The organism is Paracoccus sp. (in: a-proteobacteria), assembly GCF_030604785.1.
Lineage (GTDB): Bacteria > Pseudomonadota > Alphaproteobacteria > Rhodobacterales > Rhodobacteraceae > Paracoccus.
On sequence record NZ_JAUVVF010000037.1, the window covers coordinates 1 to 24,176 of the forward strand.

The 24,176-nt window shown below is 68.8% G+C and carries 23 protein-coding genes; 13 read left to right on the top strand and 10 right to left on the bottom strand.

Features of this window, described 5'->3' with window-relative positions; all coding sequences use genetic code 11:
* Positions 1-45: 45 nt before the first annotated feature.
* From gpmI to QAR72_RS12100, 4 genes are read left to right on the top strand one after another with little or no spacing between them, the layout of a single operon-like run.
* A complete protein-coding gene (gene gpmI, locus QAR72_RS12085; RefSeq protein ID WP_304617632.1) occupies positions 46-1,560 on the top strand; it encodes a 2,3-bisphosphoglycerate-independent phosphoglycerate mutase in 1,515 nt (504 codons plus the stop codon).
* Positions 1,557-2,795 (top strand): murein hydrolase activator EnvC family protein, encoded by a 1,239-nt coding sequence (locus tag QAR72_RS12090; RefSeq protein ID WP_304617633.1) that lies wholly within the window; start codon positions 1,557-1,559, stop codon positions 2,793-2,795. Before gpmI ends, QAR72_RS12090 begins: the two co-directional genes overlap by 4 nt.
* A 15-nt stretch (positions 2,796-2,810) precedes the next feature.
* Positions 2,811-4,223, top strand: coding sequence for a S41 family peptidase (locus QAR72_RS12095; RefSeq protein ID WP_304617634.1), 1,413 nt, complete (start codon positions 2,811-2,813; stop codon positions 4,221-4,223).
* A complete protein-coding gene (locus tag QAR72_RS12100; protein ID WP_304617635.1) occupies positions 4,216-4,722 on the top strand; it encodes an RNA pyrophosphohydrolase in 507 nt (168 codons plus the stop codon). The genes QAR72_RS12095 and QAR72_RS12100 overlap by 8 nt, the downstream gene beginning before the upstream one ends.
* Here the strand turns inward: QAR72_RS12100 and nagA are convergent.
* The 4 genes from nagA to QAR72_RS12120 are packed head-to-tail and all read right to left on the bottom strand — an operon-like array spanning position 4,680 to position 8,474.
* A complete protein-coding gene (nagA, locus tag QAR72_RS12105; RefSeq protein WP_304617636.1) occupies positions 4,680-5,840 on the bottom strand; it encodes an N-acetylglucosamine-6-phosphate deacetylase in 1,161 nt (386 codons plus the stop codon). The two genes, QAR72_RS12100 and nagA, sit on opposite strands and share 43 nt — an antisense overlap.
* Positions 5,840-6,865 carry an SIS domain-containing protein gene (locus QAR72_RS12110; protein WP_304617665.1) on the bottom strand — a complete coding sequence of 342 codons (1,026 nt, stop codon included), beginning with the start codon at positions 6,863-6,865 and terminating at the stop codon, positions 5,840-5,842. Before QAR72_RS12110 ends, nagA begins: the two co-directional genes overlap by 1 nt.
* Positions 6,865-7,632 carry a GntR family transcriptional regulator gene (locus QAR72_RS12115; RefSeq protein ID WP_304617637.1) on the bottom strand — a complete coding sequence of 256 codons (768 nt, stop codon included), beginning with the start codon at positions 7,630-7,632 and terminating at the stop codon, positions 6,865-6,867. Before QAR72_RS12115 ends, QAR72_RS12110 begins: the two co-directional genes overlap by 1 nt.
* A complete protein-coding gene (locus QAR72_RS12120) occupies positions 7,629-8,474 on the bottom strand; it encodes a BadF/BadG/BcrA/BcrD ATPase family protein (RefSeq protein ID WP_304617638.1) in 846 nt (281 codons plus the stop codon). Before QAR72_RS12120 ends, QAR72_RS12115 begins: the two co-directional genes overlap by 4 nt.
* A gap of 154 nt (positions 8,475-8,628) precedes the next feature.
* On the opposite strand from QAR72_RS12120, the gene QAR72_RS12125 reads away from it, so the two are divergent.
* The 6 genes from QAR72_RS12125 to QAR72_RS12150 all read left to right on the top strand — a co-directional run bounded on the left by QAR72_RS12125 (position 8,629) and on the right by QAR72_RS12150 (position 14,727).
* Positions 8,629-9,516, top strand: a complete 888-nt coding sequence (locus tag QAR72_RS12125; RefSeq protein ID WP_304617639.1) for an N-acetylmuramic acid 6-phosphate etherase — start codon at positions 8,629-8,631, stop codon at positions 9,514-9,516.
* A 50-nt stretch (positions 9,517-9,566) separates the two neighbouring features.
* Complete coding sequence (locus tag QAR72_RS12130) at positions 9,567-10,826, top strand: ABC transporter substrate-binding protein (protein WP_304617640.1); 1,260 nt, start codon at positions 9,567-9,569, stop codon at positions 10,824-10,826.
* An 82-nt stretch (positions 10,827-10,908) separates the two neighbouring features.
* On the top strand, positions 10,909-11,826 hold the full coding sequence (locus QAR72_RS12135) for a carbohydrate ABC transporter permease (protein WP_304617641.1): 918 nt from the start codon (positions 10,909-10,911) through the stop codon (positions 11,824-11,826).
* 9 nt (positions 11,827-11,835) lie between these two features.
* Positions 11,836-12,675 carry a carbohydrate ABC transporter permease gene (locus QAR72_RS12140; RefSeq protein WP_304617642.1) on the top strand — a complete coding sequence of 280 codons (840 nt, stop codon included), beginning with the start codon at positions 11,836-11,838 and terminating at the stop codon, positions 12,673-12,675.
* Entirely contained in the window at positions 12,672-13,715 is a 1,044-nt protein-coding gene (locus tag QAR72_RS12145; protein WP_304617643.1) for a Gfo/Idh/MocA family protein, read from the top strand. The genes QAR72_RS12140 and QAR72_RS12145 overlap by 4 nt, the downstream gene beginning before the upstream one ends.
* A 10-nt stretch (positions 13,716-13,725) precedes the next feature.
* Positions 13,726-14,727: an ABC transporter ATP-binding protein gene (locus tag QAR72_RS12150; RefSeq protein WP_304617644.1), complete on the top strand. Its 1,002-nt coding sequence runs from the start codon at positions 13,726-13,728 to the stop codon at positions 14,725-14,727.
* Between the two features lie 56 nt (positions 14,728-14,783).
* Here the strand turns inward: QAR72_RS12150 and QAR72_RS12155 are convergent, their stop codons facing one another.
* Both QAR72_RS12155 and QAR72_RS12160 read right to left on the bottom strand, forming a co-directional pair.
* Positions 14,784-16,043: a lytic murein transglycosylase gene (locus QAR72_RS12155; protein WP_304617645.1), complete on the bottom strand. Its 1,260-nt coding sequence runs from the start codon at positions 16,041-16,043 to the stop codon at positions 14,784-14,786.
* Positions 16,044-16,167: 124 nt separating this feature from the next.
* On the bottom strand, positions 16,168-16,494 hold the full coding sequence (locus QAR72_RS12160; protein WP_331497653.1) for a hypothetical protein: 327 nt from the start codon (positions 16,492-16,494) through the stop codon (positions 16,168-16,170).
* Between the two features lie 118 nt (positions 16,495-16,612).
* Here QAR72_RS12160 and QAR72_RS12165 point away from each other — a divergent pair, with 118 nt between their 5' ends.
* Entirely contained in the window at positions 16,613-17,083 is a 471-nt protein-coding gene (locus tag QAR72_RS12165; RefSeq protein WP_304617647.1) for a YbaK/EbsC family protein, read from the top strand.
* On the opposite strand, the gene QAR72_RS12170 is transcribed toward QAR72_RS12165, so the two are convergent.
* Positions 17,080-17,865, bottom strand: coding sequence for an alpha/beta hydrolase (locus tag QAR72_RS12170; RefSeq protein WP_304617648.1), 786 nt, complete (start codon positions 17,863-17,865; stop codon positions 17,080-17,082). The two genes, QAR72_RS12165 and QAR72_RS12170, sit on opposite strands and share 4 nt — an antisense overlap.
* 62 nt (positions 17,866-17,927) lie before the next feature.
* Between QAR72_RS12170 and kynU the strand changes: the two genes are divergently transcribed.
* Positions 17,928-19,115 (top strand): kynureninase, encoded by a 1,188-nt coding sequence (gene kynU / locus QAR72_RS12175; protein ID WP_304617649.1) that lies wholly within the window; start codon positions 17,928-17,930, stop codon positions 19,113-19,115.
* 90 nt (positions 19,116-19,205) lie between these two features.
* The gene (locus QAR72_RS12180) at positions 19,206-19,829 is read left to right on the top strand and encodes a DsbA family protein (RefSeq protein ID WP_304617650.1); all 624 of its coding nucleotides are present in this window, start codon (positions 19,206-19,208) and stop codon (positions 19,827-19,829) included.
* Positions 19,830-19,841: 12 nt separating this feature from the next.
* Here the strand turns inward: QAR72_RS12180 and QAR72_RS12185 are convergent, their stop codons facing one another.
* The 3 genes from QAR72_RS12185 to recJ form a co-directional block, all read right to left on the bottom strand.
* On the bottom strand, positions 19,842-21,638 hold the full coding sequence (locus tag QAR72_RS12185) for an aminopeptidase P family protein (RefSeq protein WP_304617651.1): 1,797 nt from the start codon (positions 21,636-21,638) through the stop codon (positions 19,842-19,844).
* Positions 21,635-22,327, bottom strand: a complete 693-nt coding sequence (locus QAR72_RS12190; RefSeq protein ID WP_304617652.1) for a metal-dependent hydrolase — start codon at positions 22,325-22,327, stop codon at positions 21,635-21,637. The genes QAR72_RS12185 and QAR72_RS12190 overlap by 4 nt, the downstream gene beginning before the upstream one ends.
* Positions 22,328-22,396: 69 nt before the next feature.
* Positions 22,397-24,145, bottom strand: coding sequence for a single-stranded-DNA-specific exonuclease RecJ (recJ, locus tag QAR72_RS12195; RefSeq protein ID WP_304617653.1), 1,749 nt, complete (start codon positions 24,143-24,145; stop codon positions 22,397-22,399).
* Between the last annotated feature and the right edge of the window lie 31 nt (positions 24,146-24,176).

Consider the following 24,176-nt stretch of genomic DNA (forward strand, 5'->3'; position numbering starts at 1 on the left):
CGGGCGGGCGGAGGCGTAGAAGGGGAAAAACTCGGCGAGGCAGAGATGAGCAAACCCGTTATCCTGTGCATTCTCGACGGCTGGGGCCTGTCGGACCGGCCCGAGCAGAGCGCGCCCGACCGCGCCGCGACCCCCTGCTACGACCGGCTGATGCGGGACTGCCCCAATGCCCGATTGATCACTTATGGTCCCGATGTCGGGCTGCCGCGCGGGCAGATGGGCAATTCCGAGGTCGGCCATACCAATATCGGCGCGGGCCGGGTCGTCGCCATGGATCTGGGCGCGATCGATCTGGCCATCGAGGAGGGCAGCTTCGGACGCAACGAGGCGCTGACCGGCTTTGTCGAGACGCTGCGCGCGACAGGCGGCACGGCGCATCTGATGGGCGTCGTCTCGGATGGCGGCGTTCACGGGCATCTGTCGCATGTGCTGGCCGCGGCGCGGGTCGTGGCGGGGGCGGGCGTGCCGGTCGTGATCCATGCCGTGACCGACGGGCGGGACGTGCCGCCGTCTTCGGCGGATGCGTTTGTCGCCGCGCTGGAGGCGGGCCTGCCTGCGGGCGCGCGGATCGGCACCGTGATCGGGCGCTATTACGCCATGGACCGCGACAACCGGTGGGAGCGTGTGCAGCGCGCCTTTGACGCCATGGTCGCGGGCCGGGGCGAGGATGCCGCCAGTGCCTCGGCCGCGGTGGCCGCCGCATGGGCGCGGGGCGAGACCGACGAGTTCCTCGCGCCTTTCGTCATCGACGGCTATAACGGTGCGCAGGATGGCGACGGGTTCTTCTGCCTGAACTTCCGCGCCGACCGTGCGCGAGAGATCCTGTCGGCCATCGGCGATCCGGCTTTCGACGCCTTTGACGTCTCGGCGCGGCCGGAATGGGCGGCGCTGCTGGGCATGGTCGATTACAGCGCGCGCCACGACACCTTCATGCAGGCCGCCTATCCCAAGCGGCAGGTGGTGAACACGTTGGGGGCCTGGGTGGCGTCGAAGGGGTTGCGGCAGTTCCGGCTGGCCGAGACCGAGAAGTATCCGCATGTGACCTTCTTCCTGAATGGCGGGAAGGAGGCGCCCGAGCCGGGCGAGGATCGCTACATGCCCGCCAGTCCCAAGGTGGCGACCTATGATCTGGCGCCCGAGATGGCCGCCGACGAGGTGACGGCCAAGCTGGTCGAGGTGATCGGGCAGGGCTACGACCTGATCGTCGTGAACTATGCCAATCCCGACATGGTGGGCCATACCGGCAGTCTGGACGCCGCCGCGCGCGCCTGCGAGGCCGTGGACCGTGGGCTGGACGCCATGACGCGCGCGCTGGAATCCCTCGGCGGGGCCGCGCTGATCTGCGCCGATCACGGCAATTGCGAGCAGATGATCGACCCCGAGACCGGCGGCGCGCATACCGCCCATACGCTGAACCCGGTGCCCGTGATCCTGTTCGGCGGCCCGCCCGGCGTGCGGCTGCGCGACGGGCGGCTGGCCGATCTGGCGCCGACCGTCCTTCAGCTGATGGATCTGGACCAGCCTGCCGAGATGACCGGCACCAGTCTGATCGTCGCATGAGCCGCGCGCTTGGCCTTGTGCTGGCCGCGCTGCTGGCGGGTTCCGCCGCCGCGCAGGAGGTGGTCGAGGACATCACCGGTCCCGGCCTTGTGACGGGCGGTCCCGATCTGGCCGAAAGCGCACTGCTGACCCCGGCCGGGCGCGCCGTGGCCGATGCCGAGGCGGCGGCCGCGCTGCTGCGCGCCGCGCTCGGCCAATTGTCCGGGGCGGTCGCGGCCGACGATCAGGTCGTCGCCCTGACCGAGGTGATCCGCGCGTATGAGCTGGGCCTTGCCGCTCTGCGCGACGGGTTGCGGCAGGCCCATGCGCGCGAGCTGGAACTGCGCGACCGTTTCGAGGCGCAGAGCGCGCAGCTGTCGCGCGTGCTGGGTGCCATGACCGCGTTGCAGCAAAGCCCTGAAAGCACGATGCTGCTGCATCCGGCGGGGGCGCTGTCGAATGCGCGTTCGGGGATGATCCTGTCTGATGTCACGCCGGGCCTGCGCGCCCAGGCCGAGGCGCTGCAGGCCGATCTGGACGAGATCGCGACCGTGCGGGCGCTGCAGGCCAGCGCGTCGGCGATGCTGGGCAACGGGCTGGCCTCGGTCCAGGAGGCGCGGCGGCTTCTGGCCAGCGCGGCGGGCGACCGGTCCTCGATGCCGACGCGCTATGCCGAGGACCCCGAGGAATTGCAGGCCCTGCGCGAGGCGGCGGATTCGCTGGACGATTTCGCGCGCGGCATCGCCCGGATGGAAAAGGATGTCGGGCCCCCGATGGAGGATTTCGAGGGCGCTCAGGGCAGCTTGCGCCTGCCCGTGGTCGGCACCGTCCTGCGCCCCTATGACGAACCCGATGCGGCAGGCGTGCGCCGCCCCGGCTGGGTCATCGCCACGGCCCCCGCCGCCCTGGTCCAGACGCCATGGCCTGCGACGATCCGCTATCGCGGTCCGTTTCTCGATTACGGCAATGTGATGATCGCCGAGCCCGCACGCGGCTACCTTATGATCTTCGCGGGCCTGTCGCAGGTCTTTGGCGAGGTGGGCGATGTGCTGGCAGCGGGCGATCCGGTCGGGCTGATGGGGGGTGCCGAGGCTCCGGCGCAGGAATTCGGCGCGCGTTTCGTCGCCGATGCCGCCATGGGAGGCGCGGCGGGCCGCCCCGAGACGCTGTATCTGGAACTGCGGCGTGGCAATGAAACTCTGGACCCGGCAGAGTGGTTCGTGCTGAATCCCTTTGTCGAGCCGCAACAGGATTGAGGCAGAAAGGCCGTCATGAGACATTATCTGATCGCAGGCATCGGGGGCGTGCTGGCCGGGGCGCTGGTCACGACCCAGATCGCGGGGCCCCTGGTCGCGCAAGAGGCGGGGCGCAATGTCTCGGTCTATGAGCAGCTCGAACTGTTCGGCAACATCTTCGAACGCATCCGCACCGATTATGTCGAGGCGCCCGACGACAAGGCCCTGATCGAGGCCGCGATCAACGGGATGCTGACCTCGCTGGACCCGCATTCGGGCTTTCTGTCGGCGGATGCCTATTCCGACATGCGCACCCAGACGCGCGGCAGCTTCGGCGGTCTGGGGATCGAGGTCAGTCAGGAAGAGGGGATGGTCCGCGTCGTCTCGCCCATCGACGACACGCCGGCCGCGCAGGCCGGAGTGCAGGCGGGCGACTTCATCACCCATGTGAACGGCGAATCGCTGCTGGGTCTGACGCTGGATCAGGCCGTGGACATGATGCGCGGCCCCGTCGGGTCGGAAATCACCATCACCATCCTGCGCCAGGGCGAGACCGAGCCCTTTGACCTGACGATGACGCGCGACACGATCCGCCTGACCGTCGTCCGCACCAGGGTCGAGGGGAACGCTGTGATCCTGCGCGTCTCGACCTTCAACGACGAGACCTATGACACCCTGCGCACGGAACTGGAAAAGGCCGTCGAGGAAGCGGGCGGCATCGACCGCGTGACCGGCTTCGTCCTTGATCTGCGCAACAATCCGGGCGGTCTGCTCAATCAGGCGATCAGCGTGTCCGACGCATTCCTCGATGCCGGCGAAATCGTCAGCACGCGCGGCCGCGACGCCTCGCAGAGCGAGCGCTGGAATGCCGAGCCAGGCGATCTGGCGCAGGGCAAGCCGATGGTCGTGCTGATCAATGGCGGCTCGGCCAGCGCCTCGGAGATCGTGACCGGTGCGCTGCAGGATCACCGCCGCGCCATCGTCGTGGGCGAGAAATCCTTTGGGAAGGGCAGCGTCCAGACGGTGATGCCGGTGACGGCGGACAGCGCGATCCGGCTGACCACGGCGCGCTACTACACGCCGTCGGGCCGCTCGATCCAGGCCATGGGAATCCAGCCCGACATCCTGGTCGCCCAGCCCCGCCGCAATCCCCATGTCGAGGACGAGGAAGCGCGCAGCAGCAGCAGCTTCTCGCGGTCCGAGGCGGAACTGCGCGGCGCGCTTGGCAACGAGGTCAGCGATGACCAGCGCGACCTGATGGAGCGCGAGGCCGCCGAACTGGCCGCCACCGCCGCCCTGCGCGAAGAGGATTACCAGCTGGCCTATGCGGTCGACATCCTCAAGGGTCTGGCGGCGGTCAACTTCCGGGCCGATCAGGTGCCGGTGGGCGCAACCCCCGCCGCCACCGGCGAGGGCGCGGGCACAGGCGGCGCGTCCAGCAATGGCTGATGCGGCGGCTGATGCGGGGGCCCAGACGGGTCCGGGCGGTCTGCCCTATCGTCCCTGCGCGGGGGTGGTGCTGCTGAACCATCGGGGGCTGGTCTTTGCGGGCCAGCGCCTTGACATGCCGGGCGCGTGGCAGATGCCGCAGGGCGGCATCGACAAGGGCGAGACCCCGCGCGAGGCCGCCCTGCGCGAACTGACCGAGGAAACCGGCGTCCCTGCCGATCTGGTGGAAGTGCTGGGCGAGACGCCCGGCTGGGTCACATACGACCTGCCCCCCGACATGGTTGGTCGCGTCTGGAAGGGCCGCTATGGCGGGCAGCGCCAGAAATGGCTGTGCCTGCGCTTCCTCGGCCGGGACGAGGATATCCGCATCGACACGGACCATCCCGAATTCGACCGCTGGCAATGGATGGGCGCCGAGGACCTGCTTGCCAGCATCGTCCCCTTCAAGCGCGCCGTCTATGCCGAAGTGCTGGATGCCTTCCGCGACTGGGTGCGGTGATCCCCGGCCGTCCATAGCCGCGCCGTCGTCAGGTCATGGTCCAGCAGGGTCAGGTCGGCCCTGACGCCGGGGCGCAGGATGCCCAGTCCGTCCTGCCGGCCCAGCACGCGCGCAGCTTCGCTGGTCGCCATGGCCAAGGCGCGGACCAGCCCGCCCTCGGGCAGGGCGGCGATGCGGCGCACGGCCTGGGCCAACGTCAGATCGGCCCCCGCCAGCGTGCCGTCGGCCAGCGTCAGCCGCCCGTCATGGCGAAGGACGCGCCGCCCGCCCAGATCCATCTGCGTCAGCCCGGTCCCGGCAAAGGCCATGCAATCGGTGACCAGAAACAGCCCCTGCGGCCGGGCACGCAGCGCGATCCGCATCATGGCCGGATGCACATGGATGCCGTCGGCGATTAGCCCGGCATGGGCGTCGCCCGACAGAACCGCGCTGACCAGACCGGGCTTGCGGTGATCCATCTGGCTCATGGCGTTGAAGAGATGCGTGGCGCAGGTCGCGCCTGCGGCAAAGGCCTGCTCGGCCTGATCCAGGGCGCAATCGCTGTGGCCAAGGCTGACCACCGCGCCCGCAGCGCGCAGGGCGGCGATCTGCTCGGGGTGCACAGCCTCGGGCGCCAGCGTCACCATCAACGAGGGCAGTTGCCGCGCAGCGGTGCAGAGGCGGTCCAGATCGGCATCTTCCATCGGCCGGATCAGCGCGGCGTCATGGGCGCCCTTGCGGCGCGGGTCCAGATGCGGGCCTTCCAGATGCAGGCCCAGAAAGCCCGGCACCTGCTGGCGGGCGGCCTCGATCCCGGCCTCGATCACCTGGGTGGTCGCGTCGGGCGTGTCTGTGATCAGCGTGGGCAGGATGCCCGCCGTGCCCAGTCCGCGATGGGCCTGACAGATCGCGCGCAGCGCCGCGACATCGGTCGCGCCGTCGACCATCAGCCCGCCGCCGCCATTGGCCTGAAGATCCAGAAACCCCGGCGCGATGATCCCCTCCACGCGCTCGGTCGGGGGACCGGCCTCGGCCTCGGGCAGAAGGGCGGCGACACGGCCATCCTCGATCACCAACGCCGCGTTGTCCTGCAGCGTCGTCCCGTCGAAGATGCGCGCACCGGCAAGGACGTGCCGCATCAGATCGTCTCCGTCACCTTGCGAAGATGGGGCGGAGTGTCGGGATCAAAGCCGCGACGGCGGGCCAACTCTTCGACAAAGGCGTAGTAGCTGGCGATCAGCACCAGCGGCGCGACCAGCGGATGCAGCCCCGCGACCGAGGGCAAGCACGTGGCGCCCCGCGCCTCGGCCCCGGTCAGGAACACGTCGGCGCCCTGCGCGGCCATGCGTTCGGCGGTTTCCACCACCTGCGGCAGGGCGGCATCCTCGACCCCCAGCACCAGAACCGGGAAATGCGCCTGAACGATGGCGGCGGGGCCGTGCAGCACCTCGGCTGCGCTGTAGGCCTCGGCATGGATGCCCGAGGTTTCCTTCATCTTCAGCGCCGCCTCGGCCGCGATGGCAAAGCCCGGCCCGCGCCCCAGAACGAAGGCCTGCGAGGCCCGCGACAGCCGCGCGGCCAAAGGCGACCAATCCAGCGCCACGGCCCGTTCCAACGCCTGAGGCAGGTCGGCCACCGCGCGGCGCAGATCGTCGTCCTGCCGCCATTCGGCCAGCAGGGCCAGCCCGGCCAGGACCGAATTCACGAATGTCTTGGTGGCGGCGACGCTTTTCTCCTCGCCCGCAGCAAGGGCCAGGCAATGGGCCGAGGCCTCGGCCATCGGGCTGTCGGCGTGGTTCGTGATGGCGATGGACAGCGCGCCGCCCTTGCCTGCCGCGCGCATCATTTCCACGATGTCGGGGCTGCGGCCCGATTGCGAGATGCCGAGGCAGGCCGCATGGGCCAGCCGCAGCGGACGGCGGTAGATCGAGGCGATAGACGGGCCGATCGAGGCCACAGGCAGGCCCGCCTGCAATTCGATGGCGTATTTCAGGTAGCTGGCCGCATGGTCGGACGAGCCGCGCGCCACGGTCGCGACCAGCGCCAGATCGCGGTCGCGCAGCGCGGCGGCGGTCCGGGCCAGCGCCTCGCGCGAGCGGTCCAGAAAGCGCGCGGCGGCCTGCGGGATTTCGGCCACTTCGCTGGCCATGTGGCTTTGGGTCATCATGATGTCCTTTCCGCCTCGGGGGCGAGTTTCAGCTCGACGGCGAAGTCATAGGCGTCGCCGCGATAGACCGAGCGTGTGAATTCGACCACCTGCCCCGAGGACAGGTAGGACAGCCTCTCAATCCGCAGGCCCGCGACGCCGGTTCCCACGCCCAGAAGCTCGGCATCCGCCGGTCCCAGATTGGCGGCCGAGATGCGCTGGACGGCGCGCACCGGCAGGGTGCCGCGCGACCGCAGCAGGGCGTAAAGCGAGGCCTCGACCGATTCCGGATCTGGCAGCAGCCGGGCGGGCAGTGAGGCGCGTTCGATGGCCAGCGGCACGCCGTCGGCGCTGCGGACCCGTTCCAGACGCGCCACGCTGTCATCGGCGCCAAGGCCCAGTGCCATGATCTCTTCGGGCGAGGGGGTGTGCAGCGCGCGCGCCAGCCAGCGGCTTTCGACCTGCTTGCCGCGCCGCTGCATGTCCTCGGTGAACGAGGTCAGCCGCGACAGCGCCTGTTCCAGCCGCTCGACCCGAGGGGCGACGAAGGTGCCCGATCCGCGTTTCTGGATCAGCTGGCCCGAGGCGACCAGCGCCTCGACCCCCTTGCGGACGGTGACGCGCGACAGGCCCGTCATCGCCGCCATCTCGCGTTCCGAGGGCAGGCTGTCGCCGGCCTTCAGATCGCCCGCCGCGATGGCCTCGGCGATGCGGCGGTGCAGTTGCAGGTAAAGCGGCCCCGCCTTCGTGTCGGCAAAGGCATCCGGCGAGAAGAGGCCGGTCATGGCGCCTCTCCCATCTGCAGGGCCATGGCGAGCGCGCCGCTGACGGAATCGCCCACCGCCGGGCGCAGGGGCCAGCGATCGGCCAGCCGGGCAGCATAATGCGGACCAAGCCCGCCGGTCAGGACCACGGGCAGCCGGTCGCCCTGTTGCAGCGCGCCGATCGAGGCGTCCAGTTCTGCCAGTGCCGCATCGAAGATCGCGCGTGCCGCCGGATCGTCCGAGGTCACGATGCGGGGGGCCAGCCGCGCAAAGTCGCCGGGGCGGGCGGTGTTGCCGAAGGCGATGATCCCCTCGATCCCGTCGAATTCCTCAAGAATTTGCGCCAGCAGCGGTGACATGGGGTGGAACCCGTCCGCTGCCCTCAGGGCCAGCGCCAGAAGGTTGCGCCCCAGAACCGCGCCGCTGCCCTCGTCGCCCATCAGAAAGCCCCGCCCGCCGACCTGTCGCAGCGTGCCGCCGCGCTGAACGGCAAAGACCGACCCGGTCCCCATCGCCGCGAGGATGCCGTCATCGGGACCAAGCGCGCCGCGCGCCGCAGTGATCCCGTCATTCACGATCCGCATCCGCGCAAAGGGCAGCATGGCCTCCAGCCGCGCCGCCGCCGCACGCATGCTGCCGCCCGCAAGGCCCAGTGCGGCGGTCAGATCAGCGGGCGCGACGCCAATGCGCGACTGGGCCAGCGCCTCGGTCGTGGCGGCCATGATGCTGGCGGCGGCAAGGTCGATATCGGTGTTGATATTGGCCGGGCCGCCCGAGCCCTGCCCCAGGATGCGCCCGGCCGGATCGGCCAGCACTGCGCGGCAACCCGTTCCCCCGCCATCGATTCCCAGAAACAGCGCCATATCGCCTCCTTGTTTGCGGCAAGATACCAAAACAATACCAAACAGCAAGAGGCAACGCGAAATGCCCTGATATCGGGCGGTTTTCAGGCAAATCCAGCAAGCCTCTTTACAAGTGGTATTGTTTTGGCATCATCTAGCGGCAGAGGAGAATCACATGTCCATGCCCCTGTCCGGCACTGAACGCCGCCATCCCGCTTCGGACGATCTTCACCGGCTTGACCCGGCCGAGGCCATGGCGCTGTTGCTGGGTGCGCAACGGGCGGCGCTGGCGGCGGTCGAGCCTGCCATCCCCGATCTGGCGCGTGCTGCGGCCGCGGGGGTTCAGGCGCTGCGCGGCGGCGGACGGATGGGCTATGCAGGCGCGGGCAGTTCCGGGTTGATGGCTTTGGCTGATTGCCTTGAACTGCCGGGGACGTTCGGCCTGTCGCCCGACCGCACGCCGATGCTGTTCGCGGGCGGGTCGGACGCGCTGCTGCGGATGCATGGCCATGTCGAGGACGACACCGCCAGCGCGCTGGCCGATCTGGACCGGGCGGGTCTGGGCGCGGGGGATGCGATCATTGTCGTCTCGGCTTCGGGAACCACGCCCTATGCACTGGCCGTGGCGCAGGGCGCGCGGGCGCGGGGCGTGACCGTGACCGGGATCGCCAATGTGCCGGGCTCGGCCCTGCTTCGGGCCGCCGACATCCCGGTTCTGCTGGATACCGGCCCGGAAATGGTCGCCGGATCGACCCGGATGGGGGCGGCCACCGCGCAGAAAGTGGCGCTGAACATGGTCTCGGTGCTGGTCGGCATCGGGCTGGGCCATGTCCATGCCGGGCTGATGGTCAACCTGGTCGCCGACAATGCCAAACTGGTCGAGCGCGCGGCCCGGATCGTATCCGATCTGGCCGGGGTGCCCGACGGGGCCGCGCGCGACGCGCTGAAGCGCACCGGAGGGGCGGTCAAGTCCGCCATCCTGGTCGCGCGGGGCGCCGATCCGGATGCCGCGCGCGCCGCCTTGCAGGATAGCGGCGGCCATCTGGGCGCGCTGATGGGCTGACTCGAAACAACCAAGGGATCACCAAGATCCCGCAACAGGGAGCGACGACAATGACAGGAACACTTCGCATGGGCCTCTTGGCCAGCACCGTGCTGGCAGGCGCCGCGGCCGCGCAGGACGTGACGCTGACCATCGAAAGCTGGCGCAATGACGACCTGCTGATCTGGCAGCAGCAGATCATCCCCGCCTTCGAGGCGGCCCATCCCGGCATCAAGCTGCGCTTCGCGCCCACCGCGCCCGCCGAATACAACGCGGTGCTGAATTCCAAGCTGGATGCGGGATCGGCCGGCGATCTGATCACCTGCCGCCCCTTTGACGCCTCGCTGGAATTGTTCAACAAGGGGCATCTGGCGGATCTGACCGACCTCGACTCGATGGCCAACTTCTCGGATGTCGCGAAATCGGCCTGGCAGACGGATGACGGCGCCTCGACCTTCTGCGTGCCGATGGCCTCGGTCATCCACGGCTTCATCTACAACAAGACCGCGTTCGAGGAACTGGGCCTGACGCCCCCCGCCACGAATGACGAATTCTACGCCCTTCTTGACGCGATCAAGGAGGATGGCAGCTATATCCCGATGGCCCTGGGCACTGCCGACCAGTGGGAGGCCGCCACGATGGGGTACCAGAACATCGGCCCGACCTATTGGCGGGGCGAGGAAGGCCGCCGTGCGCTGATCGCGGGCGAGGCCAGCCTGACCGACGAGGAGTGGGTCGAGCCCTTCCGCCAGCTGGCCCGCTGGCGCGACTATCTGGGCGACGGCTTCGAGGCGCAGACCTATCCGGACAGCCAGAACCTGTTCACGCTTGGCCGCGCGGCGATCTATCCCGCCGGCAGCTGGGAGATCGGCGTCTTCACGCCCCAGATCGCGGGCGATTTCGAGATGGGCGCCTTCCCGCCCCCGGTCGCGGCCTCGGGCGATACCTGCTATATCAGCGACCATACGGATATCGCGCTTGGCCTGAACGCGGCCTCGCCCAATGCCGATGCGGCGCGCACCTTCCTGGAATGGGTCGGCTCGGCCGAATTCGCCACGCTTTACGCGAATGCGCTGCCGGGCTTCTTCTCGCTCAATTCCAGCCCGGTCGAGATGCAGGACCCGCTGGCGCAGGAATTCGTCAGCTGGCGCGAGACCTGCGAGCCGACGATCCGCTCGACCTATCAGATCCTGTCGCGCGGCACGCCGAACCTGGAAAACGAGACCTGGAACGCCAGCGCGAACGTCATCAACGGCGCCGAGACGCCCGAGGATGCCGCCGCCCGCCTGCAACAGGGTCTGGCCAGCTGGTTCGAGCCGCAGCAGAACTGATGAAAGGTCGGGCCCGACGGCCCGCCACCGCCGAGGGGGCGCCCCGCCCCCCGGCACCTTTCCCACGGTGACGAGGTAAGCCATGGCGACGCGAAAGCCGTTCCGCTGGCATGTCGGGGTGTTTCTGGCGCCCGCCCTGCTGGTCTACAGCGCGATCATGATCCTGCCGCTGATCGGCACGCTGAACCTGTCGCTGTTCAATCTGGAACAGGGCCAGCGGGTCTTTGTCGGACTGCGAAACTTCGCCACGCTGTTCGGCGATCCTCGCTGGTCGGACGCGTTCTGGAACGCGCTTGGCAACAATGCCTGGTTCTTTCTGGTCCACATGCTGGTACAGAACCCCATCGGCATCCTGCTGGCCGCACTGCTGTCATCGCCGCGCCTGCGGATGGCGGCCTTCTATCGCACCGCGATCTTCATTCCGACGATCCTGTCCTTTGTCGTGGTGGGCTTTGTCTGGAAGCTGATCCTGTCGCCGATCTGGGGCATCGCGCCGGGCATGCTGGACGCGGTCGGGCTGAAATCGCTGTTCGCGCCCTGGCTGGGCCGCGAAGGCACCGCGCTGACCACGCTGGCGCTGATCTCGGTCTGGCAATTCGTGGGCATCCCGATGATGCTGATCTATGCCGCGCTGCTGTCCATCCCCGACGAGGTGATCGAGGCCGCCGAGATGGACGGCGTCACCGGCTGGTCGCAATTCTGGAAGATCAAGCTGCCGCTGATCCTGCCCTCGATCGGGATCATCTCGATCCTGACCTTCGTGGGTAATTTCAACGCCTTCGACCTGATCTATGTCAGCCAGGGCGCGCTGGCGGGGCCGAACTTCTCGACCGATATCCTGGGGACGTTCCTTTACCGCACCTTCTTCGGCTTCCAGCTGCAACTGGGCGATCCGCATATGGGCGCCACCATCGCCACGGCCATGTTCGGCATCATCCTGATGGGGGTCTGCATCTACCTGTTCACCATCCAGACGCGGCTGCGCCGCTATCAGTTCTGAGGGCCGGTCATGAGCATCGCACGCCATTCGACCAGCCGCAGCCTTGCCGCCCATGCGGTCCTGATCCTCTATACGCTGATCGCGCTGTTCCCGGTCTTCGTGATCGTGGTCAACAGCTTCAAGTCCCGCCGCGCGATCTTCGCCGAACCGCTGGCCCTGCCCAGGGCAGAGACCTTCGATCTGGTCGGCTACCGGACGGTGCTGCAACAGGGCGATTTCCTGCTGTATTTCCAGAACTCGATGATCGTGACGCTGGCCAGCCTGTTCTTCGTGCTGCTGTTCGGGGCGATGGCGGCCTTTGCGCTGTCGGAGTACCGCTTTCGCGGCAACAGCCTGATGGGGCTGTATCTGGCGCTTGGCATCATGATCCCGATCCGGCTGGGGACGGTGGCGATCCTTCAGATGATGGTCGCCTCGGGGCTGGTCAACACGCTGACCGCGCTGATCCTGGTCTATACGGCGCAGGGCCTGCCGCTGGCGGTGTTCATCCTGTCCGAGTTCATGAGGAACGTCTCGGACGATCTGAAGAATGCCGGGCGGATCGACGGGCTGTCTGAATACACGATCTTCTTCCGGCTGGTCCTGCCGCTGGTGCGTCCGGCGATGGCCACGGTCGCGGTCTTTACCATGATCCCGATCTGGAACGACCTGTGGTTCCCGCTGATCCTGGCCCCGTCCGAAGAGACCAAGACCCTGACCCTGGGCTCGCAATCCTTCATTGGGCAGTTCGTGACCGACTGGAACGCGGTTCTGGCCGCACTTGGGCTGGCGATCGTGCCGGTGCTGGTCCTCTACCTCATCTTCTCGCGCCAACTGATCCGTGGCATCACCGCAGGAGCCGTCAAATGACCACCCACGATCCCGCTCCGATCCGCACCCTTGTCGTCGGCCTTGGCAATATGGGCCTGTCGCATGCGCTGGCCTGCCATGCCGATCCGGCCTTTCAGATCGTGGGGCTGGTGAACCGCAGCACGCCCGACCTGCCCCAGGCGCTGCGGGGCTATCCCTTCGGCCACGATTACGAACAGGCACTGGAAAGCCTGCGCCCCGATCTGGTGATCGTCGCCACCTATTCCGACAGTCACGCCGATTACGCCATCGCGGCGATGCAGGCGGGGGCGCATGTCTTCGTCGAAAAGCCGCTGGCCACCACGCTGGCGGATGCGCGCCGGGTCGTCGATTGCGCCATGGCCACGGGCCGCAAGCTGGTCGTGGGCTACATCCTGCGCCACCATCCCAGCTGGCAGCGCCTGATCGCCGAGGCCCGCGCCCTGGGCGGCCCCTATGTGTTCCGCCTGAACCTGAACCAGCAATCCTCCGGCCCGACATGGGAGGTGCACAAGGCGCTGATGCAGACGACCTCGCCCATCGTGGATTGCGGCGTGCATTACGTCGATGTGATGTGCCAGATCACTGACGCCGCCCCGGTAGAGGTGCGCGGCATGGGCCTGCGCCTGTCCGACGAGATCCCGGAGGACATGTACAATTACGGCCATTTCCAGGTGCTGTTCGCCGACGGATCGGTCGGCTGGTACGAGGCCGGATGGGGGCCGATGATGTCGGACACGGCGTTCTTCGTGAAGGATGTGGTCAGCCCGCGCGGCGCGGTCTCGATCCGGATGCCGGGGGATGCGCGCTCGGACGATATCGACGCGCATACCCGCACCTCGACCCTGCGCATCCACCGCGTGGGCGCGGGGGACGAGGATCTGGACATGAGCGACGAGCCCGGCCACCAGCAATTATGCGACCGCCAGCAGGCCTTCATGGCCCGCGCGATCGCCGAGGACCTCGACCTGACTCGGCACATGACCGACGCGCTGCGCTCGCTGGCCGTCTGCCTTGCGGCGGATGAAAGCGTGCGGACCGGCGCCGCCGTCACCCTTTGAAGGAGGCCCCATGGGAGCCCTGACCCTGACCCAAGTGACCAAATCCTTCGGCACGACCGATGTCATCAAGGGCGTCGATCTTGCCGTCGAGGAAGGCGAGTTCTGCGTCTTCGTCGGCCCTTCGGGCTGCGGGAAATCGACGCTTTTGCGGATGATCGCGGGGCTCGAGGATGTCAGCGCGGGCGAGGTCGCCATCGACGGGGTCCGCGTCAACGGCGTGGCGCCCGCCAAGCGCGAGATCGCGATGGTGTTCCAGTCCTACGCGCTTTATCCGCACCTGACCGTGCGCGACAATATGGGGTTGGCGCTGAAACAGGCGGGCAAGTCGCGCGCCGAGATCCGCGCCGCGACCGACAAGGCGGCGGCGATGCTGGAACTCGGGCCGCTGATGGACCGGCGCCCTGCGGAATTGTCGGGCGGCCAGCGCCAGCGCGTGGCCATCGGCCGGGCGGTCGTGCGGACGCCCAAGCTGTTCCTGTTCGACGAGCCGCTGTCCAATCTCGACGCCGCCCTGCGCGTCGCTACCCGGATCGAGATCGCCCGCCTGCACCGCGAACTGGGCGCGACGATGATCTACGTCACTCATGACCAGGTCGAGGCGATGACCCTGGCCGACAAGATCGTGGTGCTGAATGCGGGCCGCGTGGCGCAGATCGGCGCGCCGATGGACCTCTATAACGACCCCGACAACGTCTTTGTCGCGGGCTTCATCGGCAGCCCCAAGATGAATTTCCTCAAGGCCGGGCCACTGGGCCTGCGGTCGGATGCTCTGGGCATCCGGCCCGAGCATCTGGCGATCTCGACCACCGGCGGGCAGATCGAAGGCCGCATCAGCCATGTCGAGAAACTGGGCGGCGAGACGCTGGTCTATGTGACGACGCCCGCCGACGGCCTGCTGACGGTGCGGCTGTTCGGCGAACATGACCACGCGCCCGACAGCACGGTCTGGCTGACCCCCGACGCGACCCGCGCGCTGCATTTTCACGAGAACGGCCAGCGGATGCGCGACTGAGGCGCAAAACGCAAAAGGCGCCCCGTGGGGCGCCTTTCCGTTTCGAGCTGCGGGCCTCAGCGGCGAAGCTGGTCCAGCAGGATCGAGGTCGGATAGCCGTCCGGCGTGACCCCGATCGAGCGCTGGAAGGCCGACACGGCCTCCATCGTGGCCGAGCCGAACAGGCCATCGATCTCGCCCTGATAGAAGCCGCGCTGCGCCAGACGACGCTGGATCTCTTCGCGCTCGGACGTGGACAGGGGGCGGTCGCTGCGCGGCCAAGACCCCTGGATGCCCGGACGGCCCGCGATGCGTTCGCCCAGGAACGACACGCCAAGCGCGTAATTGTCCGAGTTGTTGTAGCGCAGGATCGCCCGGAAATTGTCGCCGATCAGGAAGGCCGGACCCCGCGCGCCGGCGGGCATGATGATCGAGCCGTTGACATTGGGCAGCGCGCCGCCGCCGATGCGGCGCACGCCCTGAGCCGACCAGTCCGAGGCCGAGCGGCGCGTGCTCTTGCCGATCAGGCTCATGTTGAAGTTCGGCGGCAACTGCACTTCGGCGCCCCAGGGCTGGCCGGGAACCCAGCCGTTGCGGCGCAGGTAATTCGCGGTCGAGGCCAGCGAATCCGTCGGGTCCTCGGACCAGATGTCGCGGCGGCCGTCACCGTTGAAATCGACCGCATATTCCAGATACGAGGTCGGCATGAACTGGGTATGGCCCATCGCCCCCGCCCAGCTGCCCAGCATGTTCTCGGGCGCGGTGTCGCCGGCCTGGATGATCCGCAAAGCGGCGATCAGCTGGTTCTGGAACATCTCGCCCCGGCGGCCGTCATAGGCCAGCGTCGCCAGCGAGGGGATGATCTGCATCCGGCCACGATTCGCGCCGAAATTCGATTCCATCCCCCAGACCGACAGCACGATCTCGCGCGGGACGCCGTAGCGGGCCTCGATCGCGGCCAGGGTGCGCGACAATTCGGCGTTCTTCTGACGGCCCGTGGTGATGCGGTTGTCCGAGACGGCGCTGTCCAGATACAGCCAGACGGGCCGGGTGAATTCGGCCTGACGGCGGTCCAGACGGATCACTTCGGGGTTGTAGCGCGCCAGCCGCATCGCGCGGTCATAGGTGGCGGGCGACACGCCGGACGAGATCGCGCGCGAGCGGAAGTTCTGCACGAAGCGCTGCAACCCGGCCTCGTCGCCGGCGGCTGCGGGCGGGATCGCGGCGGGCGTCACCGCGGCCGGTGCGGCGGTGGCCGGCATGCGCGAGACGGGACCCGCGCAGGAGGCCAGAACGCCCACGATCGCGGTGGACAGGAAAATGCGGGAAAGGATCATCTTGTTCGCCTGTTCGTGACTGCCATTGTTTCTTGATTGCAGCCAGCCTAGCGGAAAGGCCGCCCCTTGCCTAGCCAAGCCCGGGAAACCCCGTGCCCCGCGCACCCTCACGAAGGCGTGAGGGTCAGTGAGCGATGTCCCCGGGGCGGTCCCCGAACCACGGCGTCATCTGCGCGATGATCACGGAATTCTCGTCCAGCGCGCGCTGCATCAGGGCGCGTTCCTCGTCGTCGATCTCCTGGCCCTCGGCCAGCCGTTCCTCCAGCGTGCCGTAGCCGGTCACGTCCAAGGGCGCCATCTCGGCCTGTTTCAGGATCGCCACGGTCTCGCGCACGGCCTCGGCCTCGTCCTTGCCCGAGGCGTAGCAGACCAGCCCGGCGCCGGTCGCGCCCTCGGGCAGGCCGTCACCCTCGCGGCGGCCCAGTTCGATCACCAGCGTATAGACCTGCATCGCAATCTCCTTGGTTGGTGGCCCTGCCAACACCATGATGGCGCGGCGTGCAAGGGGCGGCTTGCCCAAGGCGCGCGCGCCGGGTCAGATGCGCGCGAACCGGATCAGGGGGCAGGGAATGAGCAAGAGCCTCGCGCGGGTGCGCGCCGCATTGGAACTGACGGGCGACGCCGTGCGGATCGTCGAGATGGCTGACAGCACCCGCACCGCCGCCGAAGCCGCGGCGGCGGCGGGCTGTCACGTCGATCAGATCGCCAAGTCGATCATCTTTCGCGGCGAGGCCAGCGGCCATGTGGTCCTGTTCGTCACGGCCGGCGGGCGGCAGGTCGATCCGGCTCGCGCCTCGGCCCTGGCGGGCGAGGCATTGGGGCGCGCCGATGCCGCGCTGATCCGGGCCGAGACGGGCTTTGCCATCGGCGGCGTTGCGCCCTTGGGTCATCTGCGCCCGCCGCGCGCCTTTTTCGACCGGCATCTGCTGAGCTTCGGGCAGGTCTGGGCGGCGGCGGGCACGCCGCGCCACATCTTTGCCATCGCGCCTGACAGGCTGGTCGAGCTGGCCGGCGCGACGGTCGCGGATTTCACGACCTAGCCCAGCAACCGCCGCATCATCGGGCTGTCCGGATCGGCCAGCCCGTCCACCACATCGAAATGATGCCGTCCCGGATCGACCACGCATTCCGTCGCGGCCCCCATCCCGGCCCACAGATCGGCCAGAACCCGAGCCTGCCGCAGAAATTCGGGCCGTTCAGCGCCGCCGACCCAGACTGTGACGGGGATGCCCTCTCGCGGGGTCAGCAGGGCCGGGCTTTCGGCCAGCGCCTCGGGCAGGTCCAGCGCCAGCGTCGCGTTCATCGCGGTCCGCATCAGCGGGCGCAGATCGGACAGGGGCGAGATCGGCATGCAGGCCGTCACCCGCGCCGCGACCGAGTCGGGCAGCACGCCGGGGCAGATCATGCGCGCGGCCAGATGCCCGCCCGCCGAATGGCCGGTGATGGCGATGGGGCCGGAGATCAGGGCAGCCGTCTCGGCGATGCTGGCGACGACCTCGGCGGTCATGGCGGCGATCCGCGCCCCGGGCGCCAGCGGATAGGCGGGCATGAGGCAGGCCCAGCCCCGCGCCAGCGCCCCCGCCGCCAGATGCGACCAGTCGCCGGGACCAAAGCGCATCCAGTAGCCGCCATGAACAAAGACCATCAGCCCGCGCGCATCCCCTGCGGGCAGGAACAGATGCCCGCCGCGCAGCGCCTGCGGTGGGTGGGCGTCACGAAAGGCTGTGGCTGCGGCATGCCAGCGGGCGGGGTAGCCCTCGCCCCCCGCGATATGGGCGGCGTTGGCATAGGCGTCGTCCCAGTCGGTGACCTGATAGAGCATCGTCTTCCCCCTCTTTCAGGCAGCGAAACCCCCTGCTAGCGTGACGTCAAGAGGAGACAGAGATGACCGATTTCGCCCGCACTCGCCAAGCCTTTCACCTGCCGCAGGGGATCACCTATCTGGACGGCAATTCCCTTGGCCCGATGCCCAAGGCCGCGACGGATCGCGTCGCGCGGATGATGGCCGACGAATGGTCGGAAATGCTGATCACCGGCTGGAACCGGGCGGGCTGGATGGACCAGCCGGGCCGGGTGGGCGACCGGATCGCGCGGCTGATCGGCGCGGGGCCGGGGCAGGTCGTGATGGGCGACACGCTGTCGGTCAAGGTGTTTCAGGCCGTCAGCGCCGCGCGCGCATTGCGCCCCGACCGGCGGGTGATCCTGTCCGATAGCGGGAACTTCCCCTCGGACCTCTATGTGGCCGAGGGGCTGGCCCGCGCGGTCGGCGCCGAATTGCGCGTCGTGGCCCCCGGGGATGTCGAGGCCGCCATCACCCCCGATCTGGCGGTGCTGATGCTGACCGAGGTCGATTATCGCACCGGCCGCCGCCACGACATGGCCGCCCTGACGGCCTTGGCGCATCGGGCGGGCGCGCTGACGGTCTGGGATCTGGCCCATTCGGCGGGTGCGGTCGATGTGGACCTCTTGGGCGCGGATGCCGATTTCGCGGTGGGCTGCACCTACAAATACCTCAATGGCGGGCCCGGCGCGCCCGCCTTCATCTGGACGCATCCTCGGCTTGAGGATCAGGCGCAACCCATCCTGCAAGGCTGGCTTGGCCATGCCGCGCCCTTTGCGTTTGATCTGGATTACCGCCCCGCGCCGGGCATCCAGCGGATGCGGGTCGGCACGCCGCCGGTCATCGCGCTGGCCGCGCTGGAGGCCGCGATGGATGTCTGGGATCAGGTGGACATGGCCGATCTGCGTGCCGCATCCATCGCGCTGAGCGAACGTTTCATCGCGGGGGTCGAGGCTGAATGTCCGGGCCTCATCCTCAATTCGCCGCGCGACCCGGCCCGGCGCGGCTCTCAGGTGGGCTTCCGCCATCCCCAGGGCTACGCGGTGATGCAGGCGCTGATCGCCCAGGGCGTGATCGGCGATTTCCGCGCGCCCGACGTGCTGCGCTTCGGCTTCGCGCCGCTTTACAACAGCGCCGAGGATGTCGACCACGCCGTCGCAGTGCTGGCCGGCATCCTGCGCGAGGGGTCCTGGGACCGGCCCGAGTTTCACCGCAAGGCGGCCGTGACCTGACGCCATCGTGACCCGTCCGGGGTCGTATCGGGATTTACGCATGTATGCCCGCCCGATACGCCAAGGGGACAGACCGCGAAAGGACAAGCCATGCCGACCCGCCGCAGCCTTCTGACCACCGCCAGCGCCGGGCTGGCGCTGTCGGCCCTGCCTGCGAACGCCCAACGCGCCAATCCCATGCCCGAGGAAATCCGCCGTGTGCTGGAACGCGACGACACCTCGCCTGTGCTGGGCAATCCCGACGGCAACGTCACGCTGAGCGAGTTCTTCGACTACAATTGCCCGCATTGCCGCACGATGATGCCCCGCATCCAGGCGCTGATCGGCGAGGATCCGAACCTGCGCGTCGTATTCCGCGAATGGCCGATCTTCGGGCCAGGATCGGATTTCGCGGCGCGGGCGTCGCTGGCCTCGCTGTCGATGGGGCGCTACTGGCAGATGCATTCGCGCCTGCTGTCCACCCGCCAGCGGATCGAACGTCCCGTCGTGCTGCGCGTTGCGCGCGAGATCGGCCTGGACGAGACCGCCCTGCGGGCCGAGATGGACAGCGACCGGATCGAGCGGCACATCTCGATGACCTATCTTCTGGGCGACCATATGGGTCTGGCGGGAACGCCGACCTTTGTCTGCGGCGACGAGGCTGCCTTTGGTGCCCTGAGCATGGACGATCTGCGCGGGCTGGTCGCGCGGGGCCGCCAGACGCTTGGCGTCTAGCGGCGCCTTGGGTCAAAGCGGCTCGGTCGCGGCAATCAGCCAGTCGCGTTCGGCCTCGTCCAGATCGCCCGCCAGTTCGATCCGCACGCGCATGTGGTAATCGTCCAGCCATGCCCGTTCCTCGGGGGCCAGCGCGGCCCGGTCGATCAGGCGGCGGTCGATCGGGCAGAGGGTCAGCGTCTCGAAACCCAGCATGGCGCGACCGGGTTCGGCATCGGCCTCGGTCACGATCACGAGGTTCTCGATCCGGATGCCGAAGCTGCCCTCGCGGTAATAGCCCGGTTCGTTCGACAGGATCATGCCGGGCCGCAGCGCCATGTCGCTGGCCCGGCTGATCCGGGCCGGACCTTCATGGACGCACAGCGCCGCGCCGACCCCGTGGCCGGTGCCGTGGTCGAAATCCATCCCCTGCGCCCACAGGAATTGCCGCGCCAGCGCGTCCAGATGCGCACCGCCCACGCCACGCGGAAACCGCGCCCGGCTAAGCGCGATCAGCCCGCGCAGCACGGCTGTGACGGGCGCCACCGCATCGGCCCGCGCCTGCCCAAGCGCCAGCGTGCGGGTGATGTCGGTTGTCCCATCCGCATACTGGCCGCCCGAATCCACCAGCAGCAGGTCGCCCGGCGTCAGGCGGCGATTGGTCGCCTCGGTCACGCGGTAATGGACGATGGCGCCGTTCGGCCCCGCACCCATGATCGTGTCGAAGCTGATATCCAGGATCCCGGCCTCGCGGCGCAGATCCTCGAGGCGGCGCACCACGTCGATCTCGGTCAGCGAGGCGTGGTCCTGCGCGTCCAGCCAGGCCAGAAAGCGCACCATCGCCAGCCCGTCGCGGCGATGGGCGGCGCGCATCCCGGCCAGTTCGGCGGCGTTCTTCACGGCCTTGGGCAGGATCGCCGGATCGGGGCCGCGCGCGATGGCGGTGCCTGCAGCCTCTAGGATGCGGAATGCCGCTTCGGGCGCGCTGCCTGGGTCCAGGCGGACGGGGCCTTCCAGATCGGTCAGCGCGGCGGCCAGACCGTCGGGTGGAAGGATCGAGACCTCGTTGCCCAGATGGGCGCGCAGGCTGTCGTCGAACTTGCCGGCATCCGCGAACAGCGCGACCTGTCCGCTATCGGACAGGACCGCGAAGCTCTGCACCACCGGATTGCGCGGCAGGTCGCTGCCCCGGATGTTCAGCAGCCACGAGATGGAATCGGGCAGGTTCATCAGCGCCGAGGCATGGCCCGCAGCCTTCAGCTCTGCCGCCAGCCGCGCGCGCTTCTGTGCGGCGCTTTCGCCCGCCAGATCGTCCGCGTGGACGCGCGCCGCCCCGACCGGAGGGGCCGGGCGATCCGGCCAGATCGCATCCACCGGGTTGTCTTCCAGCGCGATCAGCGCGATGCCGGTTCCGTGCAGGGCCTTTTCGAGCCCCTCGATATCGCGGCGGGTGTGCAGCCAGGGGTCGAAACCCACTCGGCCGCCCTGAGGCAATCCCTCGCGCAGCCAGTCCGAGGGGCAGGTCTCGGGCCAGTTCACCGGCGCAAAATGGCGCAGGTCGATCTGGTCGCGCACCTGCACGCGGTAGCGGCCGTCGATGAAGACCCCCGCCCGGTCGGCCAGCACCACGGCAAAGCCCGCGCTTCCGGTGAAGCCCGTCAGCCAAGCCAGCCGCGCATCGGCATCGGCGACATATTCGCCCTGATGCGCGTCGGCGCGCGGCACGATCACGCCATCAAGGCCGCGCGCCGCCATTTCGGCCCTCAGCGCGTCGAGGCGGGCGCCGTGATCGCCCCCCCCGGCCGGATCATCGAATTGCTGGAAGCTCACAGCGTGATCGCCTTCATCACCTCGGGTTCGATCACGGTGACGCCGGGCAGCCCGTCGATCAGCGCCTGCGCGGATTGCTCCAGCGCGGGGAAAGTCTTGTAATGGCACGGGATCACCGTCTTGAAGTTGAAGTAGCGCCTGGCCGCATAGGCCGCGCGCGCCATGTCCATGGTGAAATGCCCGCCCGCCGACAGGATGCCGATATCGGGCTTGTGCAGGTCGCCCATCCATTCCATGTCGGCCATGATGTCGGTGTCGCCCGAGACATAGATCACATGGTCCTCGCCCGCGATCATGTAGCCCGACTCATGGCCCGCATAGATCGGCCCGTCCGGCCCGCCAAGCGAGCTGGAATGGCTGGCATTGACCATCGTGACCCTGGCGCCGCCCAGATCGACCGTGCCGCCCTTGTTGAAGCCGATGCCCTCGATCCCCTCGGCCGATTCCCAATGGCTGATCAGGTCGTAGATGCCCACGACCGGCACGCCCAGTTCGCGCGCCAGGGCCAGCGTGTCGCCGGTATGGTCGCCATGACCATGGGTGATCAGGATATGGGTCGCGCCCGCGACGGCCTCGTCCCGCGCCTCGGCGGGAAAGAGCGGGTTCCCGGTGAACCACGGATCGATCAGGATCACCGCATTCTCGATGTCCAGACGAAAGCCGGAATGGCCAAGCCAGGTCAGTTTCATCAGATCCTCCTTCGCGCTTTGCGGCAGGTTAGCCCTGCTTGCGGGCCCTGACCAGAACCCGCGGCCGCGTCAAAGGTTGCCCACCGGCGCGGCATCGTCCAGCCGCAGGCGCAGCCTTTCGCGCCCGCCCCAGTTCGACACTTCCAGCTTGCCCGCCAGATGAAAGCGCCGCCCCTTGGCGCCGATCAGGCCGGGGCCAAGGGGACCGTCCATCGCGCCCCAGGCCACGGCCTCCAGCGGCGGGCTGCCGGGGCTGCGGAATTGCAGGCGCAGATGCCGGTCGCCCATCGTGGCGGCGCTGTCGATCAGCTGATCGGCAAAGGCGAAACGCGGCGCCGGGGCGGCTTGGCCGAAGGGGCCGGCATCCTCCAGCAGGCGGAACATCTCGATCGTGGCGCCCGACGGCTCCAGCAGGCCCGAGATCCGCAGATCCCCCGCCCCCGTGCGCCCGGCCAGATCGCGGGCGATCAACTCGGCCAGGCGGTCCATCGCAGCGGGGATCCTGGCCTCCTCGACGGTCAGGCCGGCGGCCATCTCGTGTCCGCCGCCCTTCAGCAGCAGCCCTTCGCGCGCCAGGCGCTGGATCGCGCGGCCCAGATCGACGCCGGGAACCGAACGCGCGCTGCCCTTGCCGATCCCGCCCTCGACCCCGATCACGACCGAGGGCAGGTCGGTCGCCTCCTTCACCCGCGCGGCGACGATGCCCACCACGCCCGGATGCCAGCCGGGACCGGCGGCCCAGGACAGACGCTGATCGCCGCGCGCCTCGACCTGGGCCACGGCCTCCTCGCGAACGGCGGCCTCGATGGCGCGGCGGTCGCGGTTCAACTCGTCCAGTTGCCGCGCCAATTCGCCCGCATCGCGCGGATCGCGGCAGGACAGGCACAAGGCGCCCAGATCGGCGCGCCCGACGCGACCCCCGGCATTGATGCGCGGCCCCAGCAGGAAGCCCAGATGAAACGCGCTCGGCGCGCCGTCCAGCCGCGCGATATCCGACAGCGCCACCAGCCCCGCCCGCTGGCGCCGCGCCATCACGGCCAGCCCCTGCCGCACGAAGGCGCGGTTCACGCCGACCAGAGGCGCCACATCCGCCACCGTCGCCAGCGCGACCAGATCCAGCATCGCCATCAGATCGGGCTCGCGCAGGCCCCGCGCGCGCAGGACGCGCCCCGCCTGCACCAGCGTCAGGAACACCACCCCCGCGGCGCAGAGATGGCCAAGGGCGCCATCCTCGTCCATGCGGTTCGGGTTAACCACGGCCAGGGCGGGGGGAAGGGTCTCGCCGCCCAGATGGTGGTCCAGCACGACGACATCGCAGCCCGTCGCGGCCGCCAGTGCGTCATGGGACAGCGTTCCGCAATCGACGCAGACGATCAGGTCATTCGCCTCGGCCAGCTTGGCCATGGCGGGGGCGTTGGGGCCATAGCCCTCGTCGATCCGGTCTGGCACATAGAGGCTGGCCTGCCGCCCCAGCTGATGCAGCCAGTCCAGCAGCAGCGCGGCCGATGAACCGCCATCCACATCGTAATCTGCGAAGATGGCGATCCGCTGGCTGGACACGGCCGCCTCGACCAGCCGTTCGGCCGCTGCCGCCATGTCGCGCAGGGTCAGGGGGTCGGGCAGCAGGTCGCGCAGCTTGGGCGCCAGAAAGCCGGGCGCCTCTTCGGGCGCGACGGACCGCTCGGCCAGAACCCGCGCCACCGGCAGGGGCAGGGCGGCCTGCTGCGCCAGACCCTCGGCCCGGCGTTCAAGCGCGGGCTCGGGCCCGACCCATCGCCGCCCGGTCAACGAGCTGTCGATGCCCAGAAACGCCGTCATTGTTTTCTTCACTCAGTTATTCCGGGGATGT

Bases quoted from the DNA above. Each gene is read 5' to 3' on its own strand.
- gpmI (WP_304617632.1), top strand. From the start codon at position 46: ATGAGCAAACCCGTTATCCTGTGCATTCTCGACGGCTGGGGCCTGTCG.
- QAR72_RS12090 (WP_304617633.1), top strand. From the start codon at position 1,557: ATGAGCCGCGCGCTTGGCCTTGTGCTGGCCGCGCTGCTGGCGGGTTCC.
- QAR72_RS12095 (WP_304617634.1), top strand. From the start codon at position 2,811: ATGAGACATTATCTGATCGCAGGCATCGGGGGCGTGCTGGCCGGGGCG.
- QAR72_RS12100 (WP_304617635.1), top strand. From the start codon at position 4,216: ATGGCTGATGCGGCGGCTGATGCGGGGGCCCAGACGGGTCCGGGCGGT.
- nagA (WP_304617636.1), bottom strand. From the start codon at position 5,840: ATGCGGCACGTCCTTGCCGGTGCGCGCATCTTCGACGGGACGACGCTG.
- QAR72_RS12110 (WP_304617665.1), bottom strand. From the start codon at position 6,865: ATGACCCAAAGCCACATGGCCAGCGAAGTGGCCGAAATCCCGCAGGCC.
- QAR72_RS12115 (WP_304617637.1), bottom strand. From the start codon at position 7,632: ATGACCGGCCTCTTCTCGCCGGATGCCTTTGCCGACACGAAGGCGGGG.
- QAR72_RS12120 (WP_304617638.1), bottom strand. From the start codon at position 8,474: ATGGCGCTGTTTCTGGGAATCGATGGCGGGGGAACGGGTTGCCGCGCA.
- QAR72_RS12125 (WP_304617639.1), top strand. From the start codon at position 8,629: ATGTCCATGCCCCTGTCCGGCACTGAACGCCGCCATCCCGCTTCGGAC.
- QAR72_RS12130 (WP_304617640.1), top strand. From the start codon at position 9,567: ATGACAGGAACACTTCGCATGGGCCTCTTGGCCAGCACCGTGCTGGCA.
- QAR72_RS12135 (WP_304617641.1), top strand. From the start codon at position 10,909: ATGGCGACGCGAAAGCCGTTCCGCTGGCATGTCGGGGTGTTTCTGGCG.
- QAR72_RS12140 (WP_304617642.1), top strand. From the start codon at position 11,836: ATGAGCATCGCACGCCATTCGACCAGCCGCAGCCTTGCCGCCCATGCG.
- QAR72_RS12145 (WP_304617643.1), top strand. From the start codon at position 12,672: ATGACCACCCACGATCCCGCTCCGATCCGCACCCTTGTCGTCGGCCTT.
- QAR72_RS12150 (WP_304617644.1), top strand. From the start codon at position 13,726: ATGGGAGCCCTGACCCTGACCCAAGTGACCAAATCCTTCGGCACGACC.
- QAR72_RS12155 (WP_304617645.1), bottom strand. From the start codon at position 16,043: ATGATCCTTTCCCGCATTTTCCTGTCCACCGCGATCGTGGGCGTTCTG.
- QAR72_RS12160 (WP_331497653.1), bottom strand. From the start codon at position 16,494: ATGCAGGTCTATACGCTGGTGATCGAACTGGGCCGCCGCGAGGGTGAC.
- QAR72_RS12165 (WP_304617647.1), top strand. From the start codon at position 16,613: ATGAGCAAGAGCCTCGCGCGGGTGCGCGCCGCATTGGAACTGACGGGC.
- QAR72_RS12170 (WP_304617648.1), bottom strand. From the start codon at position 17,865: ATGCTCTATCAGGTCACCGACTGGGACGACGCCTATGCCAACGCCGCC.
- kynU (WP_304617649.1), top strand. From the start codon at position 17,928: ATGACCGATTTCGCCCGCACTCGCCAAGCCTTTCACCTGCCGCAGGGG.
- QAR72_RS12180 (WP_304617650.1), top strand. From the start codon at position 19,206: ATGCCGACCCGCCGCAGCCTTCTGACCACCGCCAGCGCCGGGCTGGCG.
- QAR72_RS12190 (WP_304617652.1), bottom strand. From the start codon at position 22,327: ATGAAACTGACCTGGCTTGGCCATTCCGGCTTTCGTCTGGACATCGAG.
- recJ (WP_304617653.1), bottom strand. From the start codon at position 24,145: ATGACGGCGTTTCTGGGCATCGACAGCTCGTTGACCGGGCGGCGATGG.